Source organism: Limimaricola litoreus (assembly GCF_024159025.1).
GTDB classification, from domain to species: domain Bacteria; phylum Pseudomonadota; class Alphaproteobacteria; order Rhodobacterales; family Rhodobacteraceae; genus Limimaricola; species Limimaricola litoreus.
In genome coordinates this window covers 24,257-37,583 of the sequence record NZ_JAMYXC010000112.1, presented here as the reverse complement: position 1 = coordinate 37,583, position 13,327 = coordinate 24,257, and the positions used below count along the sequence as shown (strand labels likewise).

Sequence of the window (13,327 nt, the reverse complement as noted above, 5' to 3'; positions counted from 1 at the left end):
TCCATTCGATGTGCACCATCTGCCAAGCTCTGAACCCCTCGATCACCACTCTGGACTTTCACGGACTCGAAACGCCCGGTGATGCGCTCGCGGCAACATCGGGCAGCTCGTCCGGAAGCCTCAGCGCGAGCCTGCCGACCTATACCACCGACCAGATCGCCAGCTACCTGACCGATGGCTACTGGCAGGATACGGGTCGCAGCGCCCGCGCCTTCGACGTCACGACCGGCGACACCTTGATGGTTGATCTCAGCGGGCTGGGTTCGGGCGGCCAGGCCGCGGTGCGCAACGCGCTCAACGCCTGGAGCGCAGCCTCCGGCCTCAATTTCGAAGAAACCTCCTCGAACACCACGGCCGCCAACTACCCGCTCGTCCATGAATCGGGCGACGCCGGGGCCAATACCGGTGGCGCGCAGAAAATTTCCGTCAACCAGACTTTCCGTGGCAAGGTCGGCTCCGCCGGCGACAAGGACTGGATCGCGGTCGAGGTCGAGGCGGGCAAAACCTATTCGGTCTCGCTCAAGGGCACGGGCGGCACGGGCTCCCTGAGCGACACGGTGGTGCAGCTGTTCGACTCGTCGGGCGGCTTCGTGAACCAGAATGACGACCGCTCACCGGACGATCGCAGCTCGGCGCTGAGCTTCACGGCCGAAAAGGACGGTGTCTACTACGTCGCTGCTGGCGGATACGGCTCCAAAACCGGCTCCTACGACATGACCGTGACCCAAGGCCGCTCCAACAGCGCGCCGGATATCACCTTCCGTGAGAACGACAGCGGCGCTTTCTCGACCTCTTACACCAGCGGCGGCACGATTACCTCCTCGGTCGTCAACGTCAGCGCGGACTGGTCCAGGTACGGCGCCTACTATCAGCAGACCTACATCCACGAGATCGGCCACGCGCTCGGTCTCGGGCATGGCGGCAATTACAATGGCAGCGCCAGCTTCAGCACGGCGCATTACGCCAACGACAGCTACCAGATGTCGCTGATGTCCTACTTCAACCAAAGCGCCAACCCGAACGTCAATGCCAGCAAAGTCGATGTACAGACCCCTCAGCTTGCCGACGTGCTGGCGATCCAGAACCTCTATGGACAGCCCACCACCACCCGCACGGGTGACACGATCTACGGCGATGACACCAACACCACGGATTTCGGCATGGGTCTGCGCGGCGACCGTGCGGCGACCATCGTCGACAGCGGCGGCACCGATACGATCAACTTCGGCAAGCGTAGCGCCAGCCAGAAGCTCGACCTGAACACCGAGCGCTTTTCGAACATCGATGGCAAGGTCGGCAACCTCGCCATCGCGCGTGGCACGGTCATCGAGAATGCGATCACCGGTTCGGGCAACGACAAGATCATCGGCAACAGCGCGAACAACATCCTGATCGGCAACGGCGGCAACGACAGCCTCATCGGCAATGATGGCAACGACACCCTTGTCGGAGGCGCGGGATCCGACAGTCTCTCCGGCGGCGAAGGCACCGATCGGGCTGTCTTCGATGGCAAATCCTCGGACTACTCCATCCATTACGACGCCAGCGCCGCGAACGGTGGTGCGGTGCGCATTCAACAGGGCAATGGCGCAATCGATACCCTGAGCAGCATCGAAAAGCTCGACTTCGGAGACACATCGATCGACATGGCGACGCTGCTTGGTCAACTGAAGGCCAAGTACGGCGCCATCGCCGCCGGCAGTTCGCAAAGCCATAAGGCCTCGCTCGACCAGTCCGTCTCGACGAACCAAGGGCCCGACGCCCGGAATGACGCCGCCACGACCAAGAACAGCAAGGCCGTGGTCATCAAGGTCGTCGCCAACGACACTGACCCCGATGGCGACAAGCTGTCCGTCACGGGCGTCGACGGCTCCGGCCTGCGCGGCAGTGTGAAGGTCAACTCCGACGGTACCGTGACATATGATCCGGGCACGGCATTCGACGGGCTGTCAAAGGGCCAGTCGGCCACCGAAACCTTCACCTACACGGTCGACGACGGTCATGGCGGTCGCGACACAGCCCAAGTCAGCGTGCGGATCGATGGCACCTATGTCGCGCCTGCACCGGTGGCCCCCTCGGAACCTGTGGCGCCGGACAGCACCGACGGCGGCCATATGGAGATCGGCAGCACGCAGATCTCGCAGGAAAACGGAAGCACGTGGCAGCGGGTCGGGTTTTCCGCCGCGATCGAAAACGCCGCAGTGGTCATGGGCCCTATCTCTTTCAATGGCGTGGAATCCGCGGTCACGCGGGTTCGCAACGTCACTTCGACCGGGTTCGAGTTCCAGATCGACGAGTGGGATTACCTCGATGGCCGTCACCTGAGCGAATCAGTGAGCTGGATGGCCGGCAGCATTGGCAGCCATGTGATGGATGATGGTAGCAAGGTGACCTTCGGTGCCACCCAAGCCAACGGTGGCAACATCAAATCCGTGGCGCTCGACGGGTTCAGCAGCAACCCGACCATGTTCGGCCAGCTTGCCGCTGACAACGGCTCCAACTCATTGGTCCATCGGTTCGTCGACAGCGGCCGCGACGGCTTCGGCTTCAAGGTTCAGGCCGAGGAAGGTCATGGTGGCGACGTCGGGGGCAAGGGCACCTTCTACTATGCCGGTGTAGAAGCCGCTTCCGGCAGCACTGTCCTGCGCGGGGGCACTGCCGATATCGACCATAGTGCCAGCTCTGTCGCCACGGGTGTCGGTAATCGGGCCATTCTTGCAGACATGCAAAGTTTCAATGGACAGGATACCGCCGGTCTGCGCTATCAGGTCGACTCGTCAGGACGCCTGAAGATCCACGTCATGGAAGAGCAGTCCAAGGACGGCGAAATGATCCATGCCAAGGAAAGCGTAGGTTGGTTTGCCGCCAAGGAAGGGCGTTATGCGCTTCGCAGCGATCAGAACTCCGGAAATGACGCCGACAGCAGCGACACCGTGATCGACGGCAGCCGCATGCAGATCGGGACGCTGCAGGTGACACAGGACAACGCGTCGCAGTGGCACCATGTGACATTCGATGATGCGATCGATGCCGCGACCGTTGTCATGGGGCCCGCTAGCGGGAACGGTAAGGACGCGCTGACACTACGTGTTCGCGACGTCACCTCCGAAGGTTTCTCGTTCCAGGTCGACGAATGGGATTATCTCGATGGCGTCCATGCGACCGAGACCATCAGCTGGATGGCAGGCACGGCGGGCGATCATCAACTGACCGATGGTACCCGGATCAGCTTCGGCTCGAAGGCTGTATCAAGCACCGATGGGGGCCAGGTGACCCTTGCAGGCTTCTCCGATGCCCCCTTGGTTTTCGGACAGGTCTCCGGCGACACCGAAAGCCGGGCGATGACGCACCGGATCGAGAACGCGGACAACGACAGCTTCGATTTCTTTTTCGATCTTGAGGAAGCCCAGAGGGGCCAGGGAAGTTCTGCCACCTCCGGCAACTTTGACTGGGCCGCGCTCGATAGCTCGGCGGACAGCATCCTGTTTCGGACCGGAACGCTCGATACCGACCACGATGGCACGCGCGTGTTGTCCGATCAGTCTTTGGACGACGCCTTCTTCGCCGACATGCTGACGTCGAACGGCCAGGACACGGTCAATCTGCGCTACGATCAAAGTGGCGGAAACGTTCACATCCGTCTCTACGAGGAACAGTCTGGCGATGCCGAGCTTGTCCACACGAACGAGACGATCGGCTGGATGACCGCGCAAAACGGCGTCTACGACTTGGTCTGATCCTCCCTGCTATTCCTTCTAGTCTGTCTCTGGGATGAAACGATCCCAGAGACATTCTGTTCCAAAACTCGTCGGCGAATATCAGTTTGTTTCCAGCCACGAGCGGCAGGATGGGTAGAACTATCCGAAAGAGGGCAACCTCTTTCACAAATTTTTTTTTGATTTTGAGGCATGTGGTATGTCGGCGTGGACCTACCACAGTACGAGGTCGTCAAAAGGTTGGAGTTTGGTTGTGACGAAGCACAGTTTTTTCTCGGCGCTGGCAGCGATCTGCCTCGCCGCGCCTGCCAGCGCTACGGTGATACAGTTCGGCGCTGGTGACTGGGTCTATAATAATACAGCGGCCACCGAACAGCCGAAGTGGATCGTGAAAATCGACGATGAGACCGATGCCACCCGGCTGTTTTTTCAGGTAGCTCTGGATCCCACCACACCATCGACCGGCGATGTACTCGGTCTCGGCTTCAGCTCCTCGATCCCGGGCATCGCATCGACGGATATTCAAGGTTTCACGTCCCCCACCGGTGACGGCGTGACCAACTTCCTCACCAATACTTCAAAATGCGGCACTGGGCCTACCGGCAACGGCGGCGGTTGCAAATTCGATGCAGCTCAAGTCTTCGATTACATGCTTCGTATTGGAGACACTGGGTCAGCGAGTGGTCTGAACAATGACTTTTCCTTCTATATCAACAAAGATGTAGATCTGGATACCACGACGTTTAGTGCGGTCGGGATCCGTGCTCAGACCGTCGGCGCACCTCCGACTGGCGGCGGCGGGAGCACCAAGGACTACAATCTGAAACCCGAGTGCATCGCCAATTGCGGCGACGACGCTCCGCCACCGAACCCGGTCCCGCTCCCCGCCGCGGGCTGGCTGCTTCTCGCGGCGCTCGGTGGAACCGCAGGGCTGCGCCGGTTTCGCAAGACTGGATGATTTGTTTCGATAAACCGCTTCCAGAGGCCGCCCCGAACCGGGCGGCCTTTTTCGCGCGCTGCGGCACGGCAGCGTTCGCCCAGCCCCGCACCGCGGACCGGCCGACAGCACCGCAGGCTTGCGGCGATTCCCGCCGGCCCATACGTTGCACCCGAGGCTTGATCCGCCCATAACACGCCAGGGGCCGCAGGCCCCGACCGGCGCCACAAGCCGGTCGTGCCGTGGTTAACGAGGAGTGAACGGGACATGAAGAAGATTTTGATCACGGGCACGGCGGGCTTCATCGGCTTCCACCTCGCCAAGCTGCTCCTGGCCGAAGGCTTCACCGTTCATGGCTACGATGGGATGAGCGATTATTACGACGTCGCTCTGAAGCGCCGTCGCCACGCGATGCTGCTGCAGAACGGGAACTTCGCGGCCACCGAGGGGCAGCTCGAGGATCGTGAGCTGCTCGACCGTGTCGCCGACGACTTCGCGCCTGATGTGATCGTGCACCTCGCGGCGCAGGCCGGTGTGCGCTACAGCCTCGAGAACCCGCGCGCCTATATAGACAGCAACGTGATCGGCACCTTCAACGTCATGGAGGCGGCGCGGCGTCTGGGGGTCGATCACCTGCTGATGGCCTCGACCTCCTCGGTTTACGGCGCCAACACCGAGATGCCCTTTACCGAAACCGAAAAGGCCGACACCCAGCTCACCATCTATGCCGCCACCAAGAAGGCCAACGAGAGCATGGCGCATTCCTACGCGCATCTGTGGGACCTGCCGACCACCATGTTCCGCTTCTTCACGGTCTATGGCCCCTGGGGCCGCCCCGACCTCGCGCTCTACAAGTTCGTCGATGCCATGCTCGACGGCCGGGAGATCGACATCTACAACCATGGCGACATGTACCGCGACTTCACCTATGTCGATGATCTGGTCCGCGCGATCCGGCTCTTGATCGACGTGCCGCCGGTGCGGCCCGAGACGCCCGAAGCGATCGAGCCGGGCGACAGCCTCTCGCCCGTCGCGCCCTACCGGGTGGTCAACATCGGCAACTCCGACAAGGTGCGCCTGCTCGATTTCATCGACGCCATCGAGCAAAAGCTCGGCATCGAGGCCAAGCGCAACTACATGCCGATGCAGACCGGCGACGTGCCCGCCACCTGGGCCGACGCCGACCTGTTACAACGGCTCACCGGCTATCGGCCGCAGACCGACTTCCACGATGGCATCTCCCGTTTCGTCGACTGGTTCGTCGAGTATCGGAAGGGGTGAGGCATCCGGCGCGCTGCTGGTCCCCATGGGCCATCATTGCGCCGCTCGAGCGCCATGCCTGAGCCCGACACCTTTTCCACAACAGCGATGCAGGCAGGCTCCCCTGTCACATCTCCATGCGAGTGCCACAAATGAACGATAAACGCATAGCCGTGATCGGGCTGGGTTACGTCGGGCTGCCGCTCGCGGTCGAGTTCGGCCGCAAACGTCCCGTCACCGGCTTCGACATCAATGCCGCACGGATCGCCGAGCTGCGCGAGGGGCGCGACGGCACCCGCGAGGTTTCGACCGAGGAGTTGGCGCAGGCAGGCGAGCTGGACTTTACCGACAGTCTCGACGGCATCGCTGACTGCGGGATCTACATCGTCACCGTGCCGACGCCCATCGACCGGCATCGCCAGCCCGACCTGACCCCGATCCTCAAGGCCTCCGAAACCGTGGGTCGCGTGCTCAAGCGCGGTGACGTCGTGATCTACGAGAGTACCGTCTACCCCGGCGCCACCGAAGAAGACTGCGTGCCCGTGCTCGAAAAGATCTCGGGGCTGCGCTTCAACGAGGATTTCTTCGTCGGCTACAGCCCCGAACGGATCAACCCCGGCGACAAGGAGCATCGCCTGCCCTCGATCCGCAAGGTGACCTCCGGCTCGACGCCCGAGATCGCCGAGCAGGTCGATGCGCTCTACGGCGAGATCATTACCGCCGGCACCTACAGGGCCGAAAGCATCCGGGTCGCCGAGGCCGCCAAGGTGATCGAGAACACCCAGCGCGATCTCAACATCGCTCTCGTCAACGAACTCGCGGTCATCTTCAACCGCATGGATATCGACACCGAGGCGGTGCTCAAGGCCGCTGGCACCAAGTGGAACTTCCTGCCGTTCCGCCCCGGCCTCGTCGGCGGGCACTGCATCGGCGTCGACCCCTATTATCTCACCCACAAGGCGCAGGCGCTCGGCTATCACCCCGAGATCATCCTCGCCGGTCGCAGGCTCAACGACGGCATGGGGGCCTATGTCTCCGGTCGATTGATCAAGGCGATGCTCAAGCGGCGCGTCCAGATCGAGGGCGCCCGTATCCTCGTGCTCGGCCTCGCCTTCAAGGAAAACTGCCCCGATCTGCGCAACACCCGGATCATCGACGTGATCACCGATCTGGCCGAATACGGCGCGCGCGTCGACGTGCACGACCCCTGGGCCGATCCGGCGCAGGCGCATGAGGAATACGGCATCGATCTGGTCGAACGCCCGGAGGCCGGTGCCTATGATGCGGTGCTGCTCGCCGTGGCCCACCGCGAGTTCGTCGAGGCCGGGCCCGAGCCGTTGCGCGCCTATGGCCGCGAGGGGCATGTGTTCTTCGACCTGAAATCGGTCTTTGCACCGGAAAGCTCCGACTTGCGTCTCTGACACTCCGAGGAACCCTCGCGCGCAACTGCCGTTAACTCCGCGTGCAGCATGGGCGTGAGAGGACACCTTATGAGCGGCAGGCTTCAGGACCGGGTTGCCATCGTCACCGGCGCGGAATCGGGAATTGGCCAGGCCTGCGCCACGGCCTTTGCCCGCGAGGGGGCCGATCTGGTGCTCGGTTTTCTCGATGATGCCGATGGCGCCGAGACCACCGCCCGCTCGGTGCGCGAGGCGGGCCGCGCCGCCGTTACCGTGCAATGCGACCATACCCGCCCCGAAGACGTGGAGCGGCTCTTTGCTGCCGCGCAGGACGCCTTCGGCCCGCCCGACATCCTGCTGAACTCCGCCGGTCTCGACGCGCCGGGCGAGGAGGTGGCGGAAATGTCGGACGAGACTTGGGACAAGATGCTGAAGGTCGATCTCTTCGGCCCCTTCCTGTGCTGCCGCGCCTTCATCCGCGCGCGCCGCGCCGCGGGCGGCGGCGGGCGGATCGTCAATATCTCTTCGGTGCACGAGGAGATCCCTCGGATCGGCTCGGCGGCCTATGACGCGGCCAAGGGGGGGCTGCGCAATCTCACCCGCACCCTGTGCCTTGAGCTGGCCCCCGACCGGATCGCGGTCAACAACATCGCGCCGGGGATGATCATGACGGCGATGAATGCCGAGGCGCAGGAGGACCCCGAGGCGCGCGAGCGCCAGGTCCGCAACATCCCGTGGCGCCGCGCCGGACAGCCCGAAGAGGTGGCGCATCTCGCGGTCTACCTCGCCTCGCCCGAGGCCGATTACGTCACCGGCCAGACCTTTACCATCGACGGGGGGCTTTCGCTGAATGTCGGACAAGGCGCCTGATCCCGAAGCCCAGATCGCGGCCCCTCAACGCATCGCCCACCCCGCCCTCGGCATGCTCGGCGTGGCCACATTGGTGCTCGTGGGCTGGGCGCTGCACGTCATGCAGCCGGTCTTCCTGCCGATCGCCTTCGCCGTCTTCCTCGCGCTCCTGCTGAACCCGGTCGACGATTGGGCCGCGCGCATGGCGGGCGGCCGGGCCTGGGTCGGCCACCTCGCGGCGATGCTGCTCCTCGCGCTGGCGCTGGCGGGCTTCGGCAATTACGAGATCGGCGCCATCTGCGCGCCGCGGCTGACCACCGTCGACGTCCATGCCGAGCAGATCGGCGCCGAGGCCGCGCGCCTCGTCGGCGGGCTCCTGAGCGGCAAGGCCCGGGCCTCGCGCAGGCGCATCGAGATCCCGCCCGAGCTGATCCTCCGCGAGACCACGCCCCCGCCCCGCTGAACCTATCGCACAAAAAGAGCCCGCCCCCAGCGAAGGGGGCGGGCCTCGTCACGTCCATCCCTGCGCGTTGTCAGTAGATGGCGATCGCCGGAAACAGGATCAGCACCGCCACGGCCAGCGCCTGCATCCCGATGAAGGGCAGCAGCGAGCGGAAGATGTCGCCCAGCGAGATATCCGGCGGCGCAACCGACTTGAGGTAGAAGGCCGCGGGCCCAAAGGGCGGCGACAGGAAGCTCATCTGCATGTTCATGCAGAACACCACGCCAAACCAGACCGGATCATAGCCCATCGAGGTGATGATCGGCACGAAGATCGGCATGGTCAGCAGCGCGATTCCGACCCAGTCGAGGAACATGCCGAGGATGAACAGGAGCGACATCATGAACAGCAGCACGATCACCGGCTCGTCCGAGATGCCCGTGATCATTGCCGAGACGAACTTGATGCCCCCCATGAGGTTGAACACCCCCACCAGCGCCGTCGCCCCGATGCCGATCCAGACGATCATGCCGACGGTCTGAAGCGTCTGCAGCGCCGCCGCCTTCATCAGCCCGAGCGTGAACTCGCCCCGGATCATGGTCGAAAGCGTCACGCCAAGCACGCCCACGGCCGAGGCCTCGGTCACGGACGCGATGCCGCCATAGATCGAGCCCAGGACCCCGATCACCACGAGGATCGGCAGGAACAGACCCTTGGCCAGCCGCAGCTTCTCGGCCGTCGTCGCGCGCGGCCCCTCGACCACCGGCGCCATGGCCGGGTTGAGATAGGCGCGGATCAGCACATAGGCCACGTAAAAGCCCGCCAGCATCAGCCCCGGCACGAAGGCCGCGGTGAACAGATCACCGATCGAGACGTTGGCCGTCAGGCCATAGATGATCAGCACGATCGAGGGCGGCACCATGGTGCCAAGCGCCCCGCCCGCGCAGACCACGCCGATGGCGAGGTTCTTGTCATAGCCGAGCCTGAGCATCTGCGGCAGCGCGATCAGGCCCAGGAGCACCACCTCGCCGCCGATGATGCCGGACATCGCGGCGAGGATGACCGCCACCAGGATCGTCTGGATCGCGATGCCGCCGCGCAGCCGCCCGCCGAACAGGCGCATCGCGTCGAACAGGTCGCGCGCGATGCCGGACCGGTCGAGGATCGCGGCCATCAGCACGAACATCGGCACGGAGACGAAGACGAAGGAGGAGACGAAGGAATAGACGCGAGAGGTGATCAGCGGCACCGCCATCGGCCCGAACCAGCCAAGGGCGAAGACCAGCGCCACGAGCAGCGTGACATAGGCCAGCGGAATGCCGGTGACGAGCAGCACCAGCAGCATGGCGAACATGAGGCCCGTGGCCCCCTCGATCCCCAGCCCTTGAATGGACCCGAAGATTTCCATCACCGCCGCCCCCGCGCGTAGTTGAAGGCCAGGATCGCGAACTGGACCGTCATGATGCCCAGCACCAGCATGAGAAACACCTTGATCGCGCCGGGATAGACCGGGTCCCAGGCGCTGCCCGAGCGCTCCAGCCGGAAATCGCCCGCCGGCGTAAAGGCCGCGCGGGAAACCATGATCCAGGCGGCCCAAGTGAACATCGCCGCCGCCAGCCCGCAGATGATCGAGATCACCACGTCGAAGCCGCGGCGCAGCTTGGGCCCGAGCTGGTCATAGATCAGCACCACCCGGATATGGCTGTCGCGCGCGGTGCAGTAGAGCCCGCCGAAGACGAAGGCCACGCCCGAAAGGAACACGGTCGTCTCATGCGCCCAGATCGTCGGCCGGTTGAAGAAATAGCGCAGCACCACCTCCTGGATCAGGATCAGCATGGCAATGATGATGCCAAGCGCAAAGACGATGCCGACCCGGTCGATGGCGCGGCCGAGCCAGCCCGCCTCTGGAATGGGCCCGCCCTCGTCCCGGGGCGGCGTGATGTCGGTGTGATCTTCTGTCACGGGCCTTGTCCCTCGTCATAAGGTTCTTGCGAAGACGCCCGGACCTGCGGGTCCGGGCGTCTGGAAAAGCACGGTCGGGCCGCGCCGGTCTTACTCGGCGATCAGGCCGTTCTCGGTCAGGTAGCCGGTCAGCGTGTCATAGACCTTCTGCGCGTTCTCGGAGCGTTCGGCGACCTTCTCCCACTCGCCCATGGCGATCTGGCGGAACTTGGCGCGCTCCTCCTCGGACCAGTCATGCACGGTGATCTCGCCAGAGGCCTTGGCCTCCTCGACGGCTTCCTGATCGGCAGCCTTGAGCGAGGAGATCTGGTTCTGGGCAAACTGCTTGACCGACTCTTCCATGATCTGCTGGAGATCCTCGGGCAGTTCTTCCCACTTGCTCTCGTTCATCGAGACCTCGACCAGCGGCATCGAGTGGAAGCCCGGATAGACCGGGTGCGAGGCCACGTCATGCATGCCCTGCGCGTGGTTGACCGAAAAGACCGAGTAGTCGGCCGCGTCGATCACGCCCTTGTCGAGCGAGGTGAAGACCTCCGAACCGGGCAGGTTCACGGGCGCCGCACCCGCGGCGGCAAAGACCTGCTGCACGAGGCCTTCGGGCGCGCGCAGCTTCAGCCCCTTGAGATCATCGACCCCGTCGAGCGGCACGTTCGACACGAAGGCTTCGAGCCCCGGCGTGCTGACGCCGATGAACTCCAGCCCGTAGGGCGAGAGCAGCTCGTCCATCAGCTCGTGACCGCCGCCCTGCTCGATGAAGTCGAACATCTGCTGCGGATCGCCCCAGGCGCCGACCGGGTTGGCGATCAGGCCAAAGGCCGGGTCCTTGCCCGAGAAATAGGAGGTGTCGGTGATGTGCCCGTCGAGGATGCCGGCCGCGATCGCGTCCTGCGTCTCGTTATGCGCCACGATCGAATCCACCGGCAGCAGCTCGACGCTGACGCGGCCATCGGTCATCTCGCCGACGCTCTCGGCCCACTGCTTTTGCAGCTCGAAGTTCGGGTTGCCCGCCGGGTCCGAGGACTGGAAGCGGAAGCTGTAGTCCTGCGCGACGGCGGCGCCCGACAGGGTCAGCGCGGCGGCGAGGGTGATGGTGAAGCTCTTGGTCATGAAGTCCTCCTCAGTGGTGTGTCTGCCCGGACCCTCCGGGTCCTCCCTGCAGACGGGATGAAAGCTCGCTCTGCGCCGTTTCCAGCACCTCGTCGGGCGGCGGCGCGACGGAGACGCAGATCGCCCCCTCCTCGGGGGCGGGCGGCTCCAGCGTCGCGAATTGGCTGTCGAGCAGCGAGACGGGCATGTAATGCCCCTCGCGCTGCGCCATGCGGTCGCGCAAGAGCGCATGATCGCCTTCGAGATAGACGATGGGAAAATCGCCGAGCCGCGCGCGCAGCCGGTCGCGGTAGACCCGCTTGAGCGCCGAGCAGGCGACGACGGCAAAGGGTTCGGTCGTGGCCATCGCCTCGGCCACCGCATCGAGCCAGCCCCAGCGCAGCGCGTCGGTCAGCGGCTCGCCGCGCGCCATGGCGGCGACGTTTTCCTCGGGGTGCAGGTCGTCGGCATCGATGTAGACGCCGCCCAGGCGCTCGGCCAGGCCGCGCGCCACGGTGCTCTTGCCCGCGCCGCTCACACCCATCACCAGAACCGGTTTGCGTCCGTCGTCCATGCCGCCTCCCTTGTCGCAGCCCGCCTCCACGGCTACGATGACAGCGCTATCATTAGATGACAGCGCTGTCATCCGTCAAGGGGGAGCGAAATGGCGAAACGGGTGACATTGGCCGAGGTCGCGGCACAAGCGGGGGTTTCGCCGATCACGGTCAGCCGCGCCCTGCGCCGCCCCGACACGGTGCAGCCCGACACGCGCGCCCGCATCGATGCCGCCGTGGCAGCCCTCGGCTACGTGCCCGACCCCGCGGCCCGGGCGCTGGCCACCGGCCGCGCCGACGTGATCGGCGTGCTGATCCCCTCGGCCACCAACGCCGTCTTCACCGACGTGCTGACCGGGCTTTACGACGAGCTTTCTGAGACCCGCTTCGACCTGCAATACGGCATCACCCGCTACGAGCCCGCGACCGAGGAAAAGCTGCTCGGCGTCTTTTTGCGCCAGCGCCCCGCCGGGCTGATCGTCGCCGGCATCGACCAGACGCCCGCCGCGCGCCGCCTGTTGGAGCGCGCCGATTGCCCGGTGGTGCAGGTCATGGAGACCGGCCCCGACCCGGTCGACATGATGGTCGGCTTCTCGCATCACGACGCCGCCGCCGCCGCGACGCGGCACCTGATCGCGCAGGGCTACCGCAACCCCGGCTTTCTCGGCGCGCGGATGGACCCGCGCACGCAGCGCCGCTTTGCCGGGTTCCGCGCCGAGGCCGAGGCGGGCGGCGTCTTCGACCCCGAGCGCTGCGAAACCACCCCGGTCCCGTCGAGCGTCGGTGGTGGCGCGGCCCTGCTGCGGGCCCTCATGACCCGGCGGCCCGAAACCGACGCGGTGTTCTGCAACAACGATGACCTCGCCATGGGCGCGCTGTTCGAGGCGATGCGCATGGGGTTCCCCGTACCAGAACGGCTTGGGATCTGCGGCTTCAACGATCTGGAGATGATGCACGCCGCCGAACCGGCGCTGACCTCGGTGCGTACCAACCGCTTCGAGATGGGGGTGCGGGCGGCGCGGATGATCCGCGCGAGGCTCGATGGCCGCGATCCCGGCCCCGCACTCATCGATCTCAAGCCGCAGGTCCAGGCCCGCCGCAGCACCGGCGGCCCGAGCTGA

Annotated in this window: 11 protein-coding genes; 7 read left to right on the top strand and 4 right to left on the bottom strand. The window is 64.8% G+C overall.

The genetic code is table 11. The annotated features are described in order from the left end of the window. The first annotated feature begins 8 nt into the window (after positions 1-8). The 6 genes from NHG85_RS07530 (at position 9) to NHG85_RS07505 (ending at position 8,625) form a co-directional block, all read left to right on the top strand. Positions 9-3,737 (top strand): cadherin-like domain-containing protein, encoded by a 3,729-nt coding sequence (locus NHG85_RS07530; RefSeq protein WP_253331220.1) that lies wholly within the window; start codon positions 9-11, stop codon positions 3,735-3,737. Between the two features lie 232 nt (positions 3,738-3,969). Next, complete coding sequence (locus NHG85_RS07525) at positions 3,970-4,674, top strand: VPLPA-CTERM sorting domain-containing protein (protein ID WP_253331218.1); 705 nt, start codon at positions 3,970-3,972, stop codon at positions 4,672-4,674. 246 nt (positions 4,675-4,920) lie between these two features. Next, complete coding sequence (locus tag NHG85_RS07520; protein ID WP_253331216.1) at positions 4,921-5,934, top strand: NAD-dependent epimerase/dehydratase family protein; 1,014 nt, start codon at positions 4,921-4,923, stop codon at positions 5,932-5,934. A 131-nt stretch (positions 5,935-6,065) separates the two neighbouring features. Continuing rightward, positions 6,066-7,334: a Vi polysaccharide biosynthesis UDP-N-acetylglucosamine C-6 dehydrogenase TviB gene (gene tviB, locus NHG85_RS07515; protein WP_305884596.1), complete on the top strand. Its 1,269-nt coding sequence runs from the start codon at positions 6,066-6,068 to the stop codon at positions 7,332-7,334. Positions 7,335-7,403: 69 nt separating this feature from the next. After that, positions 7,404-8,183, top strand: coding sequence for an SDR family NAD(P)-dependent oxidoreductase (locus tag NHG85_RS07510; RefSeq protein ID WP_253331214.1), 780 nt, complete (start codon positions 7,404-7,406; stop codon positions 8,181-8,183). After that, on the top strand, positions 8,164-8,625 hold the full coding sequence (locus NHG85_RS07505) for a substrate-binding domain-containing protein (protein ID WP_253331213.1): 462 nt from the start codon (positions 8,164-8,166) through the stop codon (positions 8,623-8,625). Before NHG85_RS07510 ends, NHG85_RS07505 begins: the two co-directional genes overlap by 20 nt. Positions 8,626-8,695: 70 nt before the next feature. On the opposite strand, the gene NHG85_RS07500 is transcribed toward NHG85_RS07505, so the two are convergent. The 4 genes from NHG85_RS07500 to NHG85_RS07485 form a co-directional block, all read right to left on the bottom strand. Continuing rightward, complete coding sequence (locus NHG85_RS07500; RefSeq protein ID WP_253331212.1) at positions 8,696-10,012, bottom strand: TRAP transporter large permease; 1,317 nt, start codon at positions 10,010-10,012, stop codon at positions 8,696-8,698. Beyond that, a complete protein-coding gene (locus NHG85_RS07495; RefSeq protein WP_253331211.1) occupies positions 10,012-10,566 on the bottom strand; it encodes a TRAP transporter small permease subunit in 555 nt (184 codons plus the stop codon). Before NHG85_RS07495 ends, NHG85_RS07500 begins: the two co-directional genes overlap by 1 nt. 90 nt (positions 10,567-10,656) lie before the next feature. Beyond that, positions 10,657-11,673, bottom strand: coding sequence for a TRAP transporter substrate-binding protein (locus NHG85_RS07490; protein WP_253331210.1), 1,017 nt, complete (start codon positions 11,671-11,673; stop codon positions 10,657-10,659). Positions 11,674-11,683: 10 nt separating this feature from the next. After that, on the bottom strand, positions 11,684-12,226 hold the full coding sequence (locus NHG85_RS07485; protein WP_253331208.1) for a gluconokinase: 543 nt from the start codon (positions 12,224-12,226) through the stop codon (positions 11,684-11,686). 90 nt (positions 12,227-12,316) lie between these two features. Here NHG85_RS07485 and gntR point away from each other — a divergent pair, with 90 nt between their 5' ends. Then, positions 12,317-13,327, top strand: a complete 1,011-nt coding sequence (gntR, locus tag NHG85_RS07480) for an HTH-type transcriptional regulator GntR (RefSeq protein ID WP_253331206.1) — start codon at positions 12,317-12,319, stop codon at positions 13,325-13,327.

What these genes read in the sequence shown, in the direction of transcription:
- NHG85_RS07530 (WP_253331220.1), top strand. Translation starts at nt 9, where the DNA reads ATGTGCACCATCTGCCAAGCTCTGAACCCCTCGATCACCACTCTGGAC.
- NHG85_RS07485 (WP_253331208.1), bottom strand. Translation starts at nt 12,226, where the DNA reads ATGGACGACGGACGCAAACCGGTTCTGGTGATGGGTGTGAGCGGCGCG.
- gntR (WP_253331206.1), top strand. Translation starts at nt 12,317, where the DNA reads ATGGCGAAACGGGTGACATTGGCCGAGGTCGCGGCACAAGCGGGGGTT.
- NHG85_RS07505 (WP_253331213.1), top strand. Translation starts at nt 8,164, where the DNA reads ATGTCGGACAAGGCGCCTGATCCCGAAGCCCAGATCGCGGCCCCTCAA.
- NHG85_RS07520 (WP_253331216.1), top strand. Translation starts at nt 4,921, where the DNA reads ATGAAGAAGATTTTGATCACGGGCACGGCGGGCTTCATCGGCTTCCAC.
- tviB (WP_305884596.1), top strand. Translation starts at nt 6,066, where the DNA reads ATGAACGATAAACGCATAGCCGTGATCGGGCTGGGTTACGTCGGGCTG.
- NHG85_RS07500 (WP_253331212.1), bottom strand. Translation starts at nt 10,012, where the DNA reads ATGGAAATCTTCGGGTCCATTCAAGGGCTGGGGATCGAGGGGGCCACG.
- NHG85_RS07510 (WP_253331214.1), top strand. Translation starts at nt 7,404, where the DNA reads ATGAGCGGCAGGCTTCAGGACCGGGTTGCCATCGTCACCGGCGCGGAA.
- NHG85_RS07490 (WP_253331210.1), bottom strand. Translation starts at nt 11,673, where the DNA reads ATGACCAAGAGCTTCACCATCACCCTCGCCGCCGCGCTGACCCTGTCG.